Origin of the sequence: Pseudoalteromonas sp. SCSIO_11900, assembly GCF_000576475.1 — a bacterium.
GTDB lineage: Bacteria > Pseudomonadota > Gammaproteobacteria > Enterobacterales > Alteromonadaceae > Pseudoalteromonas > Pseudoalteromonas tetraodonis.
This window is the reverse complement of sequence record NZ_KK070023.1, coordinates 2,881,433-2,902,008: the sequence shown is the minus strand read 5'-3', so window position 1 is coordinate 2,902,008 and position 20,576 is coordinate 2,881,433. Positions and strand designations below refer to the sequence as shown.

Genomic DNA, 20,576 nt, shown 5'->3' with positions numbered 1-20,576 from the left:
TCAGCTATCAGTCATAATTTATACGTAAACCGTAGTAGATTTGAATTAAAAACACATAGCTTAATTTTTAGTTTAGTTCATAGCTATACGTGTTATCAAAATTCAAATTGTCCTTTAAAGTCGTTTATATGGCTTGAGGCTAAGTCATAGCGCCGCAGATGTAAAAAGCTTATCTTTATAGTGAAGTGTTAGAGAGGAACGCTGTTGATGCCACAAGCTTTTTCAGAGCTTCTGATACTGTTTCACTTTGCTAAAAGATTTGTCGCTATTAGAAAGCGACGTTACTTTCCCATTAGTGTTGTTTTAAAGCTGTGGTGATGGGTTTTGTTTCTCATAAAAGTTTATTTATAATATCACGCTTACTTATAGGGATATTTTATGATTGAAGTGAAGGGCTTAAATAAGCAGTTTGCTGCCAACGTTGTTTACAATGATTACAATAAGGTGTTTAGCAGCCAAAAAGTGTGTATTGATGCACCTAATGGCCAAGGTAAAACAACGTTGTTGATGATGTTGGCAGAGCTCGAAACGCGCCAAAGTGGGCAGATTTTATTTTCTAAAAAAGCATTAACCGAACCGCATAAACAAGTTGCTATAGCCTCAGACTGTATTGCTTTACCTGACTTTCTTACGGCAAAGCAAATTATTAACTTGTCCGTGAATACGCTGGGTTGTGATTGGCCAACGACAATAATAGATGGGTTTAATTTCAATGAATTTTTAAATACTCGTTTTGATGCGCTGTCGTCAGGTAATCAAAAGAAATGCCAGTTAATTTTAGCGCTTATGCGTGATGCACCTTATTTACTTCTAGACGAACCCAGCGCAGCACTTGATCAAGCCAGTATTCAGTATTTATTAGTACTGCTTGATGAATATCTAATAGATAAGCCCAATGGGCAAATAGTCATCACCTGCCATGAACCAGCGCCATTTATTGAGCGTGGCTTTGAGTGTATACCGTTATGATTGCAAATTTAAAACAATCAATCGGGCAATATCGCTCTTTTATGGATTATCGTTATCAGGCTTACAAAACTGAACTCACGCAATTATTGTTACAACTAAAAAGCTTTGGGTTGTTATTTTTAGTGGTGTTAGGCTCGTCAGTGTTGGGTTTGATATTACTACTTTTTTTAGGCCTTGGAAAAATTATAGACAGCAGCGCAGCACCCCAATACGGTGCACAAATGGCTTTATTTTATTTGTTACTACAAAGTGTGATGCTCAGCGCAATGAAGTCAGCAATTAAAAATAGTAAGCAGCGGTTATTTCAGCAAACTATTGCACGATCAGTTTGGTTATATTTAGTCGATATTAAACTATTAACTTTAAGTAATGGTTGGCTAATAGCCAGTGTATTAATTGCGCTGGATTTAACACTGTCACAATGGGTTAAAGTACCGCATTTTATTGTATTTATGTTGCTGCAGTTTAGCTTGGGCGTTTTGTGTTTATACAAACCCAGCGCACTGATATATGGTTTTTTATTTAGCACGATATTAGTGTGTGTTCCTATTCATATGCAGCCGCTCACTTATCATATGGGCTTTGCTTTATTGTTTGCGCTGAGCCTTTTTGTCCCCGTGGTTAATGTTAACAGGCGTATTGCAGTAAGTTCATTATTGGGCTTTTGGTTTTGTTATTTATTAAACCATTGTTGGACACTTGTTTGGCGCGTGTCGTTACTTTTATGTGTATTCATGGCATCAGCTGCGTTAATAAACGAACGTGCTGATTTAGTACCTATACTTGTGATATTAGCCATGGCTTTTATTGTACTCTTTAGTAGTTCATTGCAATTTGATTGCGGTAGGGTGTATGAGCAGTATCGATTATTTTTTAAAACATGCGAGCAAGAACGCGCCTTTTATATTAGCCAGTTTTTACCTAGCATATTGCTGTTTTTATTATCCACAATAAGTTATAGCGTTATTTTTGGTTACACTCATATTGTATTATTTGTCATTGGAAATATGTGGTGTGTATTACAGGTTTACCTTGCACAAAAAAAACCAGCGCATTATGCGCTGGTTTGGCTAATTTCAACAGGGTTGCTGCTAGCTTTACTAAATTAGTTAAGCGGCATCTGCCTTTTTAGATTTAGCTTTGCTATTACGCGCTGCTTTGCCGGCAAGTAAATCGGCAGGGTCAAAGTCGTCAACGTTAATAACGTCTAAGCGAGCTTGCTCAACAGCTGCTAACTTATCAGCTTCAGCTTGGCTTAAAATGCCGGCTTCTAAGCCCATTTGCGCCACTTTATCAAGTTGGAAGAATGGCAATTTAACGCCTTTCTCTTTACATACGCGTTCAAATAAAGGCTCTACCTCTAGTACGTCTTTAAGCGTTTGCTCTTGACGACCTACAAGGTTAAGCGGCTCGTTTGTAAGGTATACATAGCTTGCTAAACGATTACGCGTTTCGCTAGGCACTTGCAGTAATTGCGCTAGCTTATGCTCAAGTTTGTCGGTAGGTTTACGAACCGGGCGACCAAACGGGAATAACAATACTTTTAATACGCCACGAAGTGGAGCAGATGGCATATTGTTGATTAAATCAGCAAGCGCACGTTGACAGTGGTAAAGGTGATCCTGACAGCTCCACTGAACCAGTGCAAAATCTTCTTTTTTACGGCCTTCGTCGTTATAACGTTTAAGCGTTGCAGACACTAAGTAAAGGTAGCTTAATAAGTCACCTAAGCGTGCTGAAATACGTTCTTTACGTTTAAGTGAACCACCAAATACTGCCATACTAATATCAGACATAAGTGCAAGTGATGCACTAAAGCGTGACGCTATACGGTAAAACTCTGCCGTTTCGTCTTTGTACGGTACGCTAGTAAAGCGAGCGCCAGTAAGTGCAAGCCACTTAGTGCGCACTAGGTTAGACATGGTAAAGCCAATGTGGCCCATTAGCGCTTTATCAAATACGTTAAGCGCTTCTTCGCGGTCTTCAATTTCACACGCACTTAGCTCGGTAAGTACAAATGGATGACAACGAATAGCACCTTGACCATAAATAATCATATTACGGGTCAAGATGTTTGCACCTTCAACGGTAATGGCAATAGGTGCACCTTGATAGCCACGACCTAAATAGTTATTTGGCCCAAGCATGATCCCTTTACCGCCTAGCACGTCCATTGCATGAATGGTCGACTCGCGCATTTGCTCAGTAAGGTGATATTTAATAATAGCTGAAACAACCGATGGTTTTTCACCTAAATCTACGGCCCCCGTAGACATGCTAACTGCTGCATCAGAGCTGTAAGCGTAACCTGCAAGTTTAGCCAGTGACTCTTCAACACCTTCCATTTTACCAATTGGTAAGCGGAACTGACGACGAATACGGCTGTATGCACCTGTTGCTGTTGCAATTGTTTTAATGCCACCGGCAGAGTTTGACGGCAATGTAATTGCACGGCCCACCGATAAACATTCAACCAGCATACGCCAGCCTTGGCCAGCCATTTCTGGGCCACCAATAATGTAATCCAGGGGTACAAATATGTCTTTACCGCGAGTAGGGCCATTTTGGAACGGCACATTAAGCGGGAAGTGACGACGACCAATTTCTACCCCAGGGGTATCTGTTGGGATAAGTGCACAGGTAATGCCCGGCTCTTTGTTGTCGCTTAGTAAACCATCTGGATCTTGTAGTTTAAAGGCAAGACCAAGTACAGTGGCCACAGGAGCAAGGGTAATGTAACGCTTGTTCCATGTAAGGCTTACACCCACCACTTCTTCGCCATTCCATTGCCCTTTACATACTACACCGTAGTCTGGAATTGAGCTTGCATCAGAACCTGCCTCTGGCGAAGTAAGAGCAAAACATGGAATTTCTTGACCGCTTGCTAAACGCGGTAAGTAATGATTTTTTTGATCTTCAGTACCGTAGTGCTGTAATAACTCACCTGGGCCTAACGAGTTAGGTACACCAACAATTGACGAAAGCAATGTTGATTTACTGGTTAGTTTTTGCAGTACACACGATTGTGCAAATGCAGAGAATTCTAAGCCGCCGTATTCCTTTTTGATGATCATGGCAAAGAATTTATTATCTTTTAAATATTGCCATACGTCCTGAGGTAAATCAGTTAGCTCATGCGTAGCTTCCCAATCGTCCAGCATACTACATACAACTTCAACAGGGCCGTCGATAAATGCCTGCTCTTCAATAGTAAGTTTTGGAACTGGATACTGGTGAAGCTTTTTCCAATCTGGGTTACCACAAAATAAATCAGCTTCCCACCAAGTTGTACCGGCATCAATAGCTGACTTTTCGGTGTCAGACATGCTCGGTGTAACTTTTTTGAAGACCTTGAAAATAGGCTTGATAATATATTGCTGACGAATGCCAGTAACAGAAAGAGGCACTGCGATGATTAAAAAAATCACCCAGCTAATTAAACCAAAAGCACCAGCAAAGGTACCAATTAATAATGTTGCGGCAGAAACACCAAGTGCTGTGTTCCAACTCGCTCTGTGGTAAAGCGCAATGCTGAGCAGTGCGATTAAACCGAGTGTAAATATGAGTGTCATTGCTAATTCCTTAATAGAGGTCAGACCACCTCCTTTAGAGTAGCGCTAGTAACGCTAAGTTTCAAGTACATTACTTAGATTAAAGTGTAGTTATCGGTACGATTATTACAATGCGTTGTATGTTATACGAACAGTTTAACTGTAATGGTTTATTTTGGCTTATCATAAAAAATATAAGCGTTAAAAAAATCAATTAATCTAGTAGTAATATAAGTTTAATTAAGTAAATATACTTATGATGATCAGTGTACGCTTATTAAAAATAGAACGATATTCTATGTTTAGCTTTTTAAAGGTTTATTTATTTTATGTGTGAATTACTTGGCATGTCAGCCAATGTGCCAACGGATATTTGTTTTAGTTTTTCAGGGTTGTTGGAGCGTGGGGGAAATACGGGGCCACATAAAGACGGCTGGGGCATTACTTTTTATGAAGGCAAAGGTTGTAGAACCTTTAAAGATCCCGAGCCAAGTTACCAGTCAGAAATAGCTAAATTAGTTAAAGCTTATCCGATTAAAAGCGTATCAGTTATTAGCCACATTCGCCAAGGAAATCGAGGTCGGGTATGTCTTGAAAATACTCATCCGTTTACTCGTGAGTTGTGGGGGCGTGAAATAACCTATGCTCATAACGGGCAGCTTTCAAATTATCATGATTTAAAACCTGAATATTATCGACCTGTGGGTAATACCGATAGCGAGTTGGCATTTTGCTGGTTGCTTGAAAAAATTCGTGAAAAGTACCCGCAGCGACCAAGTAATATGGCGTCGGTTTTTAGATATGCGGCTAAGCTTTCGCATACGCTACGTGAAAAAGGCGTGTTTAATATGTTATTGACCGATGGTGTATTTGTTTTAGCGTATTGTACTAATAATTTACATTATATAACGCGCCGTGCGCCATTTGGTAAAGCAACACTTATTGATGCTGATATGGTGGTCGACTTTCAACAAGAAACCACGCCAAACGATGTGGTAACTGTGATAGCAACAAGGCCGCTAACCAACGATGAACGCTGGCAAAAAATGCAGCCAGGAGAGTTTGCGTTATTTAAAATGGGTGAATTAATGTAGGTTGGTAGAGTAAAACGAAACCCAACTTAAAGTTTCAAATTTAAGTATTGAAATGAAAAGCCCAAGTTATGGTTATCACACTTGGGCGTTTCGTATTGCATCTTGTAAGTAATTTATTTGGGGGTTATTTCGTTTTTAACTTGTGCAGGTAAAGCCGGTGGATTGATCACGGTAAACGATTTCATCTGCACTTCAAACTGTTCCACACCTTTTTCACCTTTCCACATGCGCACAAGCATATAATCCATTTCTGGGGCAAACCAGGCTAAAGCTTGGCGTTTGTCATTGTCGTATAAACGTTTTACTTTAATGGCTTCTACGTTACCAATCGGTAAGGAAATCATTTCGGTTTCTACCACTTCAAAGTCGTAGTCACGGCAATTACCTTTTTTATCAACCAGTGGAAACGAAAAACTGGTTTTTCCTTTTTTAAGTCCTTCTCGAACTTGCACTTGATAAGAAATACCATCTTGGAAGTTGTCATGCCATTGGCATTTTAGCGGGTAGTCGCTGGTGTTACTGGTGACAGTTTGTGTTTGACGATCAAAGTTAATTTCATACTTTTTGTCAGGCCCAGTCCCCGTGCGGATCATAGCGTACTGAATAGGCTCTACTTTATCGTTAGCAAAGCTAAAAGTTGATGACTCTTGACGTGAGTCAGAGAAAATCATCCATTCAATATCGCTATGGTAAGTGACTTGGTAGTCATTATTATCGAGTTTTTTAAGCGTCCGCTCGGCTTTACCATGATTTGCGCCTTTGCGCAAAATATCGTAGCTGGCTTGATACTGGGTTAACTCACCTGCAATCAGGCTGGTAGGAAGTAATAAAGTGCCCGCACATAATAGCAAGGCACTTAATTTTTTATTTTGGGTAGTGCGCGCCGTGTGCAGGAAGTTGTTTTTCGTCAAGAACTGCATAATCTGCTTCCATCGTAAGTCGTTGTTCACTGAACCACTTGATCACCAAAGGATAAATTATGTGCTCTTGCGCATGCACACGCTTAGCGAGCGTGTCTGCTGTATCGTCTGCAAATACAGGCACTTTGGCTTGAAGAATAACGGGTCCGCCGTCTAATTCTTCAGTTACAAAGTGAACACTAACGCCGTGAACGTCGTCTTTTGCATCAATTGCTCTTTGGTGGGTATTCAGCCCCTGGTACTTAGGCAACAAAGATGGATGAATGTTCAACATTTTTCCAACATATTTTTGCACTAAGTTAGGAGTTAGAATACGCATAAACCCAGCTAATACAACTAGATTTGGTTCAAAAGAGTCAATTATATGCATTAACTGGGCATCGTACGCTTCGCGTGAGTCAAACTCTTTATGACTCAGCACGTGTGTGGCAATACCTGCACTTTTTGCACGCTCTAACCCATAAGCGTCTGCTTTGTTACTAATAACAGCCGCTATATTGGCGTTTATCTCGCCGCTTTCACAGGCGTCTATAATGGCTTGTAAATTTGAGCCACTGCCTGAGATCAAAACTACTAGACGAGTGGGTGCCATTACGCAGCACCACCTACAATTTCAACTTGCTCTTCGCCAGCAACTGCATCTTGGATTTCACCAAGGTGCCATGCGTTCTCGCCAAGATCTTTTAAGATATTTAAGCTATTTTCAAGCTCATCCGCAGGTACAACTAACACCATGCCTACACCACAGTTAAATGTGCGGTACATTTCGTGTGTTGTAATGTTGCCGTTTTCTTGCAACCAGCTAAACACACTTGGCCATTGCCAGCTATCACCTTTAACAACCGCTTTAGCAGATTCAGGTAATACGCGTGGGATATTTTCCCAAAAACCGCCACCAGTAATATGCGAAAGGGCATGCACGTCTACTTGCTTGAACAACTCAAGTAATGGTTTAACGTAAATACGTGTTGGTTCTAAAAGGTGCTCACCTAAGGTTTTGCCATCAATCACTTGATTAGTATCAGCGTTAGAGACTTCTAAAACTTTACGAATTAAAGAGAAACCATTTGAGTGAGGACCGCTAGATGCAAGGGCAATAAGTTGATCGCCTGCAGCTACTTTAGTGCCATCAATAATTTTTGATTTTTCTACCACACCTGTACAAAAGCCTGCCATGTCGTAGTCTTCACCATCATACATACCTGGCATTTCAGCTGTTTCGCCACCAATTAGGGCACAACCTGAAATTTCACAACCTTTACCAATACCGGTTACTACGTCGGCTGCTGTGTCTACATCTAGTTTACCCGTTGCATAGTAATCTAGAAAAAACAGGGGTTCAGCGCCTTGTACTATTAAATCATTTACACACATCGCAACTAAGTCGATACCTACAGTATCGTGCTTTTTAAGGTCAATTGCTAAACGTAACTTAGTGCCTACACCATCGGTGCCTGCTACAAGTACGGGTTGCTTATAACCTTCAGGAATTTCGCAAAGTGCGCCAAAACCACCAATTCCGCCCATCACTTCAGGACGACGAGTTTTTTTAACTACGCCTTTAATACGCTCAACAAGAGCATTACCAGCGTCGATATCTACGCCCGCGTCTTTATAGCTTAGAGACTGTTTTTGTTCGCTCACAGGTTTTCCTCAAAATAGTTGTTTTGATGCTTACTTAGAAACGCGCGTATTTTACAACAATTGCAAGGGCGCGGCTAGTTGAAATCTGAATTTGATTTTAAAGACAAGGACACTTGTCCGCTAGTTGCTGTATTAGTAAACAAAAAAAGCGCCCAATGGCGCTTTTTAATATGGAAATAAAAAATTAATACTACGAATTAGGCTTTAGCTGTAAGTATCGCTCTAAGTGGTGCAGGGTAGCCTTCAATGGTTTTACTGGTGTCAGCGGGGTCTAAAAAGTCAACTAAAGATTCGTTTTCCATCCAGTCAGTTTTACGCTGCTCGTCGAGCGTTGTAATAGCACAATCTTTAATCTGCACATCTTTAAAGCCAACACGTTCCATCCACAATTTTAATGCCGCAGTGCTTGGAATAAACCATACATTACGCATTTTCGCGTAGCGGTCGGTCGGTACTAATACGGTGTTTTCATCGCCTTCAATCACTAATGTTTCAAGCACGAGTTCTCCGCCTGGGCGAAGCTGTGCTTTTAATTGCGCTAAAAAGTCGATAGGGGAACGACGATGATAAAGCACCCCCATTGAAAATACCGTATCAAACGCTTTGAGCTCTGGCAGGGCTTCTACACCTAATGGTAACAAATGCACGTTTTCATCTGGGTTAAAGTGTTTAATTGCCTGAAACTGACATAAAAATAAGTCAGATGGGTCAATACCCACTACAAACTGAGCACCTTCACCGCGCATACGCCATAGGTGATACCCAGAGCCACAACCAATATCTAATACAGTACGGCCTTTTAATGGCTCAATATGCGGCAGAAGTCGATCCCATTTCCAGTCACTGCGCCATTCGGTGTTTATTTCAATACCATGTACAGTAAAGGGACCTTTTCGCCATGGCATCATGCGTTTTAATAAATGCGTAGCTTGTTTTTGCTCGCCTTCGCTCATCTCACCCGGTGCGCCAATTTCTACTTTAGTAGCAATATCAACGTGGGTTGTTTTTACTTCAGGCAAATTTTTAAGTACTTTTTGCCATTTTGGTAAATCACCATGGCTTGCCTCGTTTTGCCAATGTTTTAATTGACCGGGCAGGGTTTCTAGCCAGTGGCTAAGCGGGCTTTGTGCAATTGCTGCGTAAAATTGGTTAAACCATTGAGACATACATTACTCTTTTTATTTAATTGCTACCATTGAGCAAAAATTAAAACATTGATACCACACCTGCGTTTGGCTAAAACCAATCTCGCTTAAACGATTAAAGTGCGTGCTCAGCGTATCGGGGCGCATTACGTTTTCAATGGCTGTACGTTTTTGGCTTATTTCAAGCTCTGAGTAGCCATTGTGACGTTTAAAGTCGTGGTGCAAATCAATTAATAGGTTATCGCACTGCTCGTTTTCGGCTTTAATTTTTTCGCTAAGGAGTAGTACGCCACCGGGTTTTAAGTTAGCGTAAATTTTTTCAAGCACGGCTTGGCGCTGTAAAGGCGGAATAAATTGCAAGGTAAAGTTCATGGCCACAACCGACGCATTTTGAATCTCAAGCTCGTTAATATCGCCCAAAGTTACTGTAACCGGCACGTCTGATTTAAAGCCTTGTAAATGAACCTTGCAGCGCTCAACCATAGCTTGTGAGTTATCTACAGCAATAATATGGCAGTTGTCGGTACGAATATTACGGCGCATACTTAGAGTAACCGCACCAAGCGAGCAACCTAAGTCGTAAAGGTTTGAATTACTTTGCGCATATTCTCCCGCCAATTTACCCATAGTGCTGACAATGGTGGCGTATCCAGGCACAGAGCGCTGGATCATATCCGGAAAAACCTCAACCACATTTTGGTCAAAGCTAAAATCTTTTACTTGTTGCTCAGAGGCGTAAATACTGTCTTTTATACTCACTAAGGCAGTCTCTTTAAAAATAATGGCACTATTTTAACATTTTATACTGGATAGTCAGTGATAAATTCAGTAGCTTGGCTAGAATTATGAATAAGTAAGTATAAAAGAGAACGTTAAATGAGCAAAAGTAAGGTAATTAGCACAGACGATATATTAGCAACCCTATGTCATTCAGTGACGGAGGTACTATCATCAGCCAGTGGTAATGAAATTAGCTACTCGGCTATGGTGCAAAAAATAACGCGCACTTGTATGCGCCCAGATATTGGCTGTTTTGTATTATTTGATGGTGGCTTTACAGGGTTGGTTGTAACTAATTTTACAGCGCAAGCCGCAATGGAAATTTACGGCGATTACATGCGCAACATGGGCATGCCAGAAGAAGAAATTGCCCACAGTCATTTATCAGATGACGTTTCAAATGTAATGGGCGAGCTGATGAACCAAATAGTGGGCGACTTCACGTCAAAAGTGCGTGAACAGCTGCATACCTCTATTACCCAAAATCAGCCAAAAATGATGGCTATTAATAAACAAGTGCAAATATCGGTTGATACCACTATGGATAGACCACAAGCACGTCGTGTAACCTTCACCACGAGCAAGCAAAATATCTTCTATTTAGAGTTAGCGATGGATAAAACAGAGTTCATCAAGCTACATGACTTTGATATTATCGAAGCAGTAGACCCTGATGACATCATCGAAAACGAAGCAAAGCATAAAGCAGAAAAACAAAAAGCTGCGGACGATGCAAAAGCCAGTGATGCAGATGACGACTTTATGGCCGAGCTTGGTTTGTAAAGCTACGAAGCTTTAAAACTTTAAGCTTTAAATAACACAATAAAAGCGCGAGTTTACCTTGCGCTTTTTGGTTTATGAGGGTTATTGCCTTAAGTAATTATTGGTAAATCTCGTTGCGATATAAAAAGCAACTAATGTTATTAGTGTTGGTTTTTTTGTGTAGCCAAAAATAAATAGGGTAACCTATGCATACGACCCAAACCGGCCACAAAACTGATTGAGAAACAATTAATAGATTTATAATAGCTATCAGAGCAAATAAACACGCTACTTTTTGATGCGGGGTTAAACGCTCTTGAAAAGCAAGCCGTCCGATAATTACCATAGTAATTGGCATGATAAAGTAACCTAATGAAACCGCTAGACCATATCCATTTACGGGTGCCCACATGAATAGCCATAATTGTGCACCAACTAAAAAAGATGAAAGGAGCCGTGTTAGCCAAAAATACTTTTCATATCGCATCCTCGTATATATGCCGAGTACAAGTGGCCAGCAACCTTTTAGTAGAATAAAAACAGTTAAAAATGGCATCGTAAATAAAACCCGCCAACCATCTGTTTCATGACCTTGAAGTTCATTTAACAGTGAAGTGTAAGCAAACATTAGTGCAAAAAGTGCTGATGAAATTATATTTAAAGTAACGCCTAATGAAGTTTTAGTAGAGATTTGCATAGTCGGTATATAGAAGATATTTGTGATAATTTTTTTCATGAAAACGATAATATCAAATCATTTAGAACCACCGTTGTACTAGAACGCGTTAAATCGAGTTTAAATGTGCTTTAAATACACTTGTGGTGATAATCAATTACTTTATGATGAAATGATTTATATTTTTGAATAACGAACTCAAAAAATTTTTAGATAGTGGATGAGGAGCTGCAATTGCCTAGCGTCTAACCCAAGCCGTTTATATAAGCACTTGGGTTATAGTCATTGAGTGTTTAGCGGATAATCATTTGCTCACGCTCAGGGCCCACAGACACCATACTCACAGGCACGCCCATCAGTGCTTCGATGCGTTCAACATAGTGCTGAGCGGCCGCAGGCAGACTGTCAAAAGTACGACAACCGGTAATATCTTCATCCCACGCTGGCATGCTTTCATAGATTGGCGTTAAAGCGGCTGTTTGTGGCCAAATAGGATTTTCGCTGTGATCGCCTGCATAACCAACACAGATTTTTAAATCCGTCATGCCCGATAGGCAATCAATTTTAGTTAATGCAATTTCAGTAGCAGCTTGTAGTTCAACTCCATTACGCGTGGCAACAGCATCAAAATAACCCATATCACGTGGGCGACCAGTTACTGCACCATACTCATTGGCGCTTTCGCGAAAATTCTCTTGCTCCGCCATTGCGGTAACGAGTGTACCTGTGCCAACAGATGAACTAAACGATTTAGCTACTGCAATAACACGTTCAGGTCTCAGTGCCGGTAAACCGCTGCCAATTCCTGCATAGGCGGCAGTGACGTTTGATGATGTAGTATAAGGGTATTCGCCATAAACTAAATCACGGCCAGCGCCTAGTTGCGCTTCAAATAATAAGTTTGCATCTTGCTTTTGTAGCGCTTTTAAAGGCTCTGTTACATTACAAATAAATTCACGCCAAGGAGCGCTGACAGCTAATAACCACTCAGTCATTTGTTCAGCTGTTTGTGAAAAATCACAGCTTGGGTAAAGGGCTTTTAGCTGTGGCATTTTCCAATCAAGCATAAATTGAATACGCTCTAATAAAACCTCTGGTTGATTTAACCAACCAACTAAAATGCCTTTTTTCATTACTCGGTCGCCGTATGCAGGGGCAATACCTTGGCGAGTTGAGCCGTAAGCGGCATCACCTAAACGTACTTCTTCAAGTGTATCTTCAAGAGCGTGTAGCGGTAAACACAGGGTTGCACGATCAGAAATGCACAGTTTTACCTCAACGCCAGCGGTTTTAACTTCAGCGATTTCTTCGCTTAATGCGCCAGGGCTTATCACCATGCCAGGGCCTAATACGGCAATACAATCAGGATTAAAAATACCACTTGGTAATTGGTGTAATTTAAACGTACCAAACTCATTCACAACGGTATGGCCGGCGTTGTTACCACCTTGAAAGCGAATACTTGCAGATGCATCCTCTGCTAAAAAATCGACGATGCGGCCCTTGCCTTCATCACCCCAGTTTGCACCTACAACAACAATTGACGGCATAAATTTCTCTCCAAATTGATTGAATGAATATGGTATGCGCACTATCTAAATAAGAGAAATTAATTATAATTATTATCCTGATAAGAATTTCATATCGATTTTAGATAGTTAAGGTCATCAAGATGTTAGATATTCATTGGTTAAAAACCTTTGTCACATTAGCACAACTAAAGCATTTTGGTAAAACCGCCAATGCGCTGCATATGACACAGCCCAATGTTAGCTTGCACATTAAGCAACTAGAAAAAATGACACGGGCGAAACTGATCGAGCGTAATCCGTTTAGTTTGACGCAAGCAGGTTTACGGCTATTGCAGTCTGGGCAAAAAACTTTGTGGGAATTACAGGTTTGCCAGTCTGATTTAAATGCGATAAATGATCTACGCCAAGGCACCCTAACGATTGCTGCAAGTGATATTATTTCTCGGTTGTTGTTGATTGAGCCGTTCCAGCTATTTAAACGTCAGTTTCCAGGAATTGACTTTACTTTGCTCAATACTACCTCATCACAAGCATCGGCGTTGGTGAAAAGTGCGGAGGCTGATCTTGGTTTTGTTATTGCGCAAAAAGAAAGTGAACCACTGCATTTTACGCAATTGCAGCAGATAAAGTGGTGTGCGCTAGGTAATCATTTACAGCTATGGCAGCAAGCTAAAAATAACAACACTATAACGCTGACTGAGCCGCCAACATTAATTTTACTCGGCCATGATACGCGTACAAGAGAGTTACTTGATAGCGCATTACCGTCTTTAAACTTACCGAATTATCGGGTAATGGAAGTGGGCAGTGTGGATGCACAAATTGATTGGGCTGAAGCGGGCTTTGGTGTTGCGATTGTGCCGGAGTTTTCACTGCGCAGTAAAGCAAATTTAACCACTACAGTCACCGCCTTACCCAAGTTTCCAACCACCAGTCTAGGCTACATTGTGCGGCAAAATCAGGTGCTATCAAAAGCGATAAAACAATTGCTACATTGGGTGAGTGAAGAGATCTCACGTAGTTATCGCTAACAAGCGGTATTAGTTAATTTTCACAACAAAAAGTGTAAAGTTTTCATGCATATATTAAGGTGCAGTGCTGGTGGCTTTAAAGCTACAATTATTACAGATTTATGCGGACTCTCTACTGAATGAGCTATTTTAAGAATTTAATAACAAAATTTATAATTATGATGCAACAGCGGCCTGGTTTATTGGCAGTATTTGCGTTTTGTAGTGGGGTCGCAAGTTATGTATTGGTTGAACGTAAAGAGTCATTCTCGCAAATTATTGCCATATTGTTGATAGTTAGTTGGCTATGGTTGATTGTTGATAACTGGCTACGTGATAAAGTTGAGCAACGTTTTGGCGTGGCTATTTCTCCTAATGTTATGCGCTTTGCTTTGCAAATGGTGCAACAGGAAAGCCTTTTTTTTGCGCTGCCATTTTTTCTCGCGGCGACTTCTTGGAATCATCCGCAAGCTATATTTACTTCGTTAATTATTCTCTGTGCGTTTATATCAGTTGTTGATCCACTGTATTATAAAAAATTAGCTAAACACAGTGTTCTCTTTACGGTATTTCATAACTTTGCATTGTTTGTGGCCATTTCAGTCACTTTACCAATTTTACTTAACCTTACGACAAGCCAAAGCATAGAGATAGCCTTGATCACTGCCATTATTTTTACCATTCCTAGCTTAGGTAACTTAATGCCTAACGCGCGTTGGTGGCGTTTTCCTTTGTTAGTTGTATTATTGAGTGCACTTAGTGTTGGTTTATGGCAGCTACGTAGCTGGGTACCGCCAGCAGCGTTGCGCTTAACTGATATCACGTTATCCCATGAAGTCGATATTCAGCAACGCAAGCCCATCGGTAACGTTAAGGTGTTAGATGTAGATACATTAAGACGTGAAGGTTTATATAGTTGGACAGCGGTAAAAGCGCCAAGAGGGTTAAACGAAAAGATTTTTCATGTTTGGACCCTTAATAACCAAGTCGTAGATCGAATTGCATTAAATATTACAGGTGGACGAGAGCAAGGCTATAGAGCATGGACCCACAAAATGAACTTTCCAGCAGATCCAGCTGGGAAATGGCAAGTACAGGTTGTTACTGAATCAGGGCAGCTAATAGGATTAGCTAAATTTACAGTGGGTTCATAATTGATAGGCTTATAAATACGTTAGGGTGAATAAGGGTTGTTATTTTGCTCAACTAACACGCAAAACATACGCAAATCTAGTTCTAGCTGATGGTACTGCGGCTCCATATGGCAGCATAATTTATAAAAGCCTTTGTTATGATCTTTTTCTTTAAAATGCGCGAGTTCGTGCACCACTAATGCTTTTAATAATGGTTCCGGTGCGTGTAGTAAATCGCTGTTGATAGCTAAATCGTGCTTACGGGTTTTACCTTGCATACGATACGTGTGTGTTCCGAGTGCATTGGTGACCATATCGCCTTGTTTTTTAAATGCTGCGCGGCCAAACGGCGGTGCATTTTTTAAATACTGTTTTTTAAGCTCAGTGGCGTAGCTATACAGTAACTTATCACTGGTAATGCGATGCGCCTGCGGGTACTTTTTAAGTAAATACTCACTTACCTTTCCTGCTTTTATTAATCTTAATACTTGCTCAACGATATTGGCAGGGTAGCCGGTAAAGTAACGTGCGTATTCACTCATTATTGTCTCTGTATTTTGAATTTATTTTTAAAAAAGTGCTTGCTGGTGGGCTTCTTTCTCGCCACTAAATGGATTGAGTACGTTGTGATTATACCCCAAATCTTGGCAAAACTGGCGAGCCAGTAAAGGCGCTTCGCGGTTATCAGCCGTATGAAAAAACACATAGGGGCTTTTGCCCTCATTTAGCCACTGGGTTACTTTGCTAAGCCAAGGCTGATAAAAGGTCTTATAATCGTTTTCTAAGTTAGCAATAACGAAGCGCGCCATAGGCTGCGAGCCCGTAGCAATAGCGTGAACTGGTAAGTGGGGCTTTTTTTGTTGGGCGTCTATTAGCGCTTCGGTGGTTGGCTTTACTGCAAAGAGCGCCCGAGTATCCATAGCAATACGGTTTATATTATTTGCCATTAAAAGCTGATTAAGTGCGATTTCGGCCTCACCTTTTTTGAAAAAATCAGGGTGGCGTACCTCAACCCCATAGTTTAGCTCTTTAGGAAGTAACTCAATAAAAGCGGCAAGCTTAGTTAAATGTTGTGGCGCAAACGCTTTAGGTAATTGCAGCATTATTTGCCCTGTTTTTTCAAATAGAGGGGCGAATAAATTAAGCCAATTAGTTAGCTCATTTTGCACGTTAGTAAGTTGGAGTTCGTGACTAAAGCGCTGATGAAACTTAAAGGTAAATTTAAACTCATCGGGTACACTGGCAGCCCATCGTAATACGGTGTCAGGCGAGGGATCGGCATAAAAACTGGTGTTACCTTCTACCGAATTAAAATGCTGCGCATATTCGCTAAGCATATCGGCATTTTTACACTGGCGTGAAAATAAATTTCCTTTCCATGCGCTGCTCGACCACTGCGGGCATCCAATATATAGCATACAAACAAAAGCCTTGATATAAAGTGCCGGTAGTGTAACAAATAACAAAACAGTGCGCTGTAAATTCCACCCCGAAAGGTAAACACGCCCTAGCATCTTCAACCTACTTGGGTATAATGCAGGGCTTAATTTGATTATTTTGAATTGCTAGCGGCTTTATTTTCATTTTGGTGTTTATAAAAACTTTTAAAACAACAGTGTTTAACCGCTATATGCCTTTTATCTGACAGGAAAACTATGCGCTCTATATACTGCGGACAGCTAAATAAAACTCACGTAGATCAGGAAGTTGAACTATGTGGCTGGATCAACAAACGACGTGACCTTGGTGGACTTATCTTTGTCGATTTACGCGATAGAGAAGGTTTAGTACAAGTTGTATTCGATCCGGAAGTTGAAGGATTAATGGAAACAGCTAACAAACTTCGTCAAGAATTTTGTGTGCAGTTAAAAGGGGTTGTTCGTGCACGCCCAGACAGCCAAGTAAATAAAGATATGGCAACCGGCGAAGTAGAAATTTTAGGTACTGAGCTAACTATTATCAACCGCTCTGAGCCGCTTCCGCTTGATTTTAATCAAACAAACTCAGAAGAGCGTCGTTTAAAATATCGTTACTTAGATTTACGTCGTTTAGAAATGAGCGACCGTATTAAATTACGTGCTAAAGCAAGTAGCTTTGTACGTCGCTTTTTAGATGAAAATGGCTTTTTAGATATCGAAACGCCAGTACTAACTAAAGCAACGCCAGAAGGTGCACGTGATTACTTAGTGCCAAGTCGAGTACACAAAGGTAGCTTTTACGCATTACCGCAGTCGCCACAGTTATTTAAGCAATTGTTGATGATGTCGGGTTTTGACCGTTACTACCAAATTGTTAAATGTTTCCGTGATGAAGACTTACGTGCAGACCGTCAACCTGAATTTACTCAAATAGATTTAGAAACCTCGTTCATGAGCTCTGATCAAGTACGCGGTATAACTGAAAAAATGATTCGTGAAATGTGGCAGTCATTACTAAATATTGATTTAGGTGATTTCCCAGTTATGCCTTACTCTGAAGCAATGAGCTTATATGGTTCTGATAAGCCAGACTTACGTAACCCAATGAAGCTAATTGATGTAGCCGATTTAGTAAAAGACGTAGAGTTTAAAGTATTCTCAGGTCCAGCAAATGATGAAAAAGGCCGTGTTGCAGTACTAACGGTACCAGGTGGCGCATCACTTTCTCGTAAGCAACTAGATGACTACACTAAGTTTATCGGTATTTACGGTGCTAAAGGTTTAGCATGGATGAAAGTAAATGACCGCGATGCAGGCGTTGAGGGCGTACAATCGCCAATCGCTAAATTCTTAAATGAAGATGTGATCACGCAGTTACTTGAACGTACTAATGCACAAACAGGCGATATCATTTTATTTGGTGCGGATAAACGCAACACCGTAAATGAAGCCATGGGCGCACTTCGTTTAAAAATTGGTATTGATTTAGAAATCACTAATTTAGATAGCTGGGCACCACTTTGGGTTGTTGACTTCCCAATGTTTGAAGAAGATGACGAAGGCACATTACACGCTGTACACCATCCATTTACTGCACCAAAAGATATTAGTGCCAGTGAGCTTGAAGCAAACCCAGCAGCGGCTATTTCAGATGCTTACGATATGGTATTAAACGGCTACGAAGTGGGCGGTGGCTCGGTACGTATTCACAATGCAGATATGCAAGAAGCGGCATTTAGAATTTTAGGTATTGAAGCGCAAGAGCAGCAAGATAAATTTGGTTTCTTACTTGACGCACTTAAATACGGCACACCGCCGCATGCAGGTTTAGCGTTCGGTTTAGACCGTTTAGTTATGTTGTTATGTGGTACTGATAACATTCGTGACGTTATTGCTTTCCCTAAAACCACACAAGCATCGTGTTTATTAACCGATGCACCAAGCAAAGCTAACAACGATTCGCTGACAGAGCTTGCAATTAGTGTAGTTGAGAAAGAATTACCAAGCGCAGAATAAAGCTAATTTTTAGTTAGATAAAAACCCCTTAGGCTAAATACCTAAGGGTTTTTTTGTTTGGCAAAACCCAATTTAGGTGCTTTATTTTTATGAGCGAGCTATTTAAAGAAAGTCATTATTTTGATCAGTCATTTTCAAACTTTACAGCAAATGCAAAGCGCTTTAGCGATATTGAGTTTGAACAATGTCAGTTTATTGATTGCGATTTTAGTCACAGTCAATTTAGTGCCTGTCGGTTTATAGAGTGTGAGTTTATAAACTGTAATTTGAGTGAGCTTAACTGGAATTACAGCTCGCTAGAAGAGGTGAGCTTTGCAAATTGTAAACTCAATAGCATAGTGTGGGGGCAAGTAAATTGGCCGCAATTAGCGCTAACGTCACCGGTGAGTTTTAAACAGTGTGAGCTGAGCCATAGTTCGTTTTTTGAATTACAGTTAAAAGCCTTAACAATGACGAACTGTTTTGCCAAAGATGTCGATTTTAGACACGCTAACTTAGCTCAAAGCAACTTCTCGGATACTGATTTTAGAGACAGCCTGTTTCATCAAACTAATGTGAGAAAAGCAAATTTTGTTGGCGCAACGCAATTTAATATTGATATAACAAACAATGATGTGAGTAATGCAAAGTTTGAACGGCTTGAAGCGTTAAATCTATTAACAGGACTTGATATCGAGCTGGTTGATTAGCCGCAAGAGCTTACGGCTAATACGTGTATTTACTATTAGCAAGCAGGGCCATTTTTGTTACGTGCACTAGCAAGTGAGCGGGCTATGCTCAGTAGCTCAGGCGAAATATCATCAGCGCCATCTTTAATCAGTTTAGTTACATCACCTGATGAATATAAGCTATCGCGCGGTGATTTAATCCCAAGCTCTCTCACAAAGTCTTTGGTTTTACCTGTACTGCCGGTTTCAATAAACTTAAAAATAATGCGTTCGTTGTTACTTTTCGGCTCGGCTTGTAACACTTTAATTTCTTCTTGGTAGGCTTCAATTCTGCTTTGTAGAATGTCGATGCGTTGTTCAATGCTGCTATATGATTTCATGAATGGATTCTTTTGCGATAATAGTAAAACAATAATCGCTATTATCGCACAAATTAGCAAAGGCGCGCGCTAACCTTTATAATAAAAATTAATACTACTTAAAAATATATAGATAATACAATGAAATGCATTTTAAAAATTATAAAAGAGCGTTTAATATTAAGTGCGCTTACTTTAAGTGCTTCGCTATTTGCATCATAAAGTTATGCCCAAGACGATGTAGTGATTGATGATAGTCGTAATCGCTCTATACCTGTAAATATTACCCTACCAACTAACCACCTTAAGTGCAGCGCGCAAGTCAAATGCCCAGTGGTATTTGTAAATGCGGGATATGGCATTAGCCACAATGAATACACCTTTGTAAGTAAGCTATTTAAGCATTGCGGTAGCACATGAGCTTAAAAGTGACCCTGCGCTTAATGATGCGCAGCCTTATTTGACCACCCGTATGGAAAATTAGCACCGGGGTGTTGTAACACTAAAATTTTTAGTTAATGAGCTAAGTGTTAAATACCCTGAGTATGATTTTACAAAACTCACTTTATTTGACCACTCAAATGGTGGAGATATCTCAGCCTTGTATACAGCTATTTACCCAAGTGAAGTAAGCCAACTAATTACGCTCGATCACCGCCGCATGTTATTGCCACGCAATAAAAACATACATGTGCTCACACTTCGAGGTAGTGATTACCCAACCGATGTGAACGTGCTTTTAACCGACCAAGAGTTAACTGTTTATCCTTTTACACAAACGTTGATATCAGAATCACGTCATAACGATATGTACGATGGCGGGCCTAAATGGCTGGTGGATAGAATGAGTAAAGAGGTAGCGGCGTTTTTAGAAAATTAAACGATACAGTCAGCTTTTT

19 protein-coding genes and 1 pseudogene are annotated in these 20,576 nt (G+C 40.5%); 9 read left to right on the top strand and 11 right to left on the bottom strand.

Annotated elements, in window-relative coordinates:
- The first annotated feature begins 378 nt into the window (after window positions 1–378).
- A complete protein-coding gene (locus BG00_RS13415; protein WP_036983152.1) occupies window positions 379–969 on the top strand; it encodes an ATP-binding cassette domain-containing protein in 591 nt (196 codons plus the stop codon).
- Complete coding sequence (locus BG00_RS13410) at window positions 966–2,078, top strand: DUF6136 family protein (RefSeq protein WP_036983151.1); 1,113 nt, start codon at window positions 966–968, stop codon at window positions 2,076–2,078. The genes BG00_RS13415 and BG00_RS13410 overlap by 4 nt, the downstream gene beginning before the upstream one ends.
- Here the strand turns inward: BG00_RS13410 and fadE are convergent, their stop codons facing one another.
- Window positions 2,079–4,541, bottom strand: a complete 2,463-nt coding sequence (gene fadE / locus BG00_RS13405) for an acyl-CoA dehydrogenase FadE (protein ID WP_036983150.1) — start codon at window positions 4,539–4,541, stop codon at window positions 2,079–2,081.
- Between the two features lie 308 nt (window positions 4,542–4,849).
- Here fadE and BG00_RS13400 point away from each other — a divergent pair, with 308 nt between their 5' ends.
- The gene (locus BG00_RS13400; protein ID WP_036983149.1) at window positions 4,850–5,614 is read left to right on the top strand and encodes a class II glutamine amidotransferase; all 765 of its coding nucleotides are present in this window, start codon (window positions 4,850–4,852) and stop codon (window positions 5,612–5,614) included.
- A 113-nt stretch (window positions 5,615–5,727) separates the two neighbouring features.
- Here BG00_RS13400 and BG00_RS13395 read toward each other — a convergent pair whose 3' ends face one another.
- The 5 genes from BG00_RS13395 to cmoA form a co-directional block, all read right to left on the bottom strand.
- Window positions 5,728–6,525 (bottom strand): DUF3108 domain-containing protein, encoded by a 798-nt coding sequence (locus tag BG00_RS13395; protein ID WP_253861414.1) that lies wholly within the window; start codon window positions 6,523–6,525, stop codon window positions 5,728–5,730.
- Window positions 6,479–7,126, bottom strand: coding sequence for a phosphoribosylglycinamide formyltransferase (gene purN / locus BG00_RS13390; RefSeq protein ID WP_036983147.1), 648 nt, complete (start codon window positions 7,124–7,126; stop codon window positions 6,479–6,481). The genes BG00_RS13395 and purN overlap by 47 nt, the downstream gene beginning before the upstream one ends.
- Window positions 7,126–8,178: a phosphoribosylformylglycinamidine cyclo-ligase gene (gene purM / locus BG00_RS13385; protein WP_016899473.1), complete on the bottom strand. Its 1,053-nt coding sequence runs from the start codon at window positions 8,176–8,178 to the stop codon at window positions 7,126–7,128. Before purM ends, purN begins: the two co-directional genes overlap by 1 nt.
- Before the next feature lie 197 nt (window positions 8,179–8,375).
- On the bottom strand, window positions 8,376–9,344 hold the full coding sequence (gene cmoB, locus BG00_RS13380; protein WP_036983145.1) for a tRNA 5-methoxyuridine(34)/uridine 5-oxyacetic acid(34) synthase CmoB: 969 nt from the start codon (window positions 9,342–9,344) through the stop codon (window positions 8,376–8,378).
- A 12-nt stretch (window positions 9,345–9,356) separates the two neighbouring features.
- Window positions 9,357–10,082 (bottom strand): carboxy-S-adenosyl-L-methionine synthase CmoA, encoded by a 726-nt coding sequence (cmoA, locus tag BG00_RS13375; RefSeq protein ID WP_036983143.1) that lies wholly within the window; start codon window positions 10,080–10,082, stop codon window positions 9,357–9,359.
- A 117-nt stretch (window positions 10,083–10,199) separates the two neighbouring features.
- Between cmoA and BG00_RS13370 the strand changes: the two genes are divergently transcribed.
- Window positions 10,200–10,886, top strand: coding sequence for a DUF3334 family protein (locus BG00_RS13370; protein WP_036983141.1), 687 nt, complete (start codon window positions 10,200–10,202; stop codon window positions 10,884–10,886).
- Window positions 10,887–10,983: 97 nt separating this feature from the next.
- Here BG00_RS13370 and BG00_RS13365 read toward each other — a convergent pair whose 3' ends face one another.
- Together BG00_RS13365 and BG00_RS13360 are read right to left on the bottom strand one after the other, a co-directional pair.
- A complete protein-coding gene (locus BG00_RS13365) occupies window positions 10,984–11,601 on the bottom strand; it encodes an EamA family transporter (RefSeq protein WP_150111315.1) in 618 nt (205 codons plus the stop codon).
- 233 nt (window positions 11,602–11,834) lie between these two features.
- Window positions 11,835–13,091 (bottom strand): adenylosuccinate synthase, encoded by a 1,257-nt coding sequence (locus BG00_RS13360; RefSeq protein WP_036983139.1) that lies wholly within the window; start codon window positions 13,089–13,091, stop codon window positions 11,835–11,837.
- 122 nt (window positions 13,092–13,213) lie between these two features.
- On the opposite strand from BG00_RS13360, the gene BG00_RS13355 reads away from it, so the two are divergent.
- Both BG00_RS13355 and BG00_RS13350 read left to right on the top strand, forming a co-directional pair.
- Window positions 13,214–14,104 carry a LysR family transcriptional regulator gene (locus BG00_RS13355; RefSeq protein WP_036983137.1) on the top strand — a complete coding sequence of 297 codons (891 nt, stop codon included), beginning with the start codon at window positions 13,214–13,216 and terminating at the stop codon, window positions 14,102–14,104.
- Between the two features lie 119 nt (window positions 14,105–14,223).
- The gene (locus BG00_RS13350) at window positions 14,224–15,237 is read left to right on the top strand and encodes a DUF5924 family protein (RefSeq protein ID WP_036983135.1); all 1,014 of its coding nucleotides are present in this window, start codon (window positions 14,224–14,226) and stop codon (window positions 15,235–15,237) included.
- A 20-nt stretch (window positions 15,238–15,257) separates the two neighbouring features.
- Here BG00_RS13350 and BG00_RS13345 read toward each other — a convergent pair whose 3' ends face one another.
- Both BG00_RS13345 and BG00_RS13340 read right to left on the bottom strand, forming a co-directional pair.
- Window positions 15,258–15,758, bottom strand: a complete 501-nt coding sequence (locus tag BG00_RS13345; protein WP_036983134.1) for a M48 metallopeptidase family protein — start codon at window positions 15,756–15,758, stop codon at window positions 15,258–15,260.
- 27 nt (window positions 15,759–15,785) lie between these two features.
- A complete protein-coding gene (locus tag BG00_RS13340) occupies window positions 15,786–16,634 on the bottom strand; it encodes a DUF72 domain-containing protein (RefSeq protein WP_036983496.1) in 849 nt (282 codons plus the stop codon).
- Window positions 16,635–16,871: 237 nt separating this feature from the next.
- On the opposite strand from BG00_RS13340, the gene aspS reads away from it, so the two are divergent.
- The gene (aspS, locus tag BG00_RS13335; protein ID WP_036983132.1) at window positions 16,872–18,650 is read left to right on the top strand and encodes an aspartate--tRNA ligase; all 1,779 of its coding nucleotides are present in this window, start codon (window positions 16,872–16,874) and stop codon (window positions 18,648–18,650) included.
- Between the two features lie 89 nt (window positions 18,651–18,739).
- A complete protein-coding gene (locus BG00_RS13330) occupies window positions 18,740–19,339 on the top strand; it encodes a pentapeptide repeat-containing protein (protein WP_036983130.1) in 600 nt (199 codons plus the stop codon).
- A gap of 35 nt (window positions 19,340–19,374) precedes the next feature.
- Here the strand turns inward: BG00_RS13330 and BG00_RS13325 are convergent, their stop codons facing one another.
- The gene (locus BG00_RS13325; protein WP_036983129.1) at window positions 19,375–19,698 is read right to left on the bottom strand and encodes a hypothetical protein; all 324 of its coding nucleotides are present in this window, start codon (window positions 19,696–19,698) and stop codon (window positions 19,375–19,377) included.
- A 120-nt stretch (window positions 19,699–19,818) separates the two neighbouring features.
- Between BG00_RS13325 and BG00_RS13320 the strand changes: the two are divergent.
- Window positions 19,819–20,557 (top strand): annotated as a pseudogene (locus BG00_RS13320) (alpha/beta hydrolase).
- The last annotated feature ends 19 nt before the right edge of the window (window positions 20,558–20,576 follow it).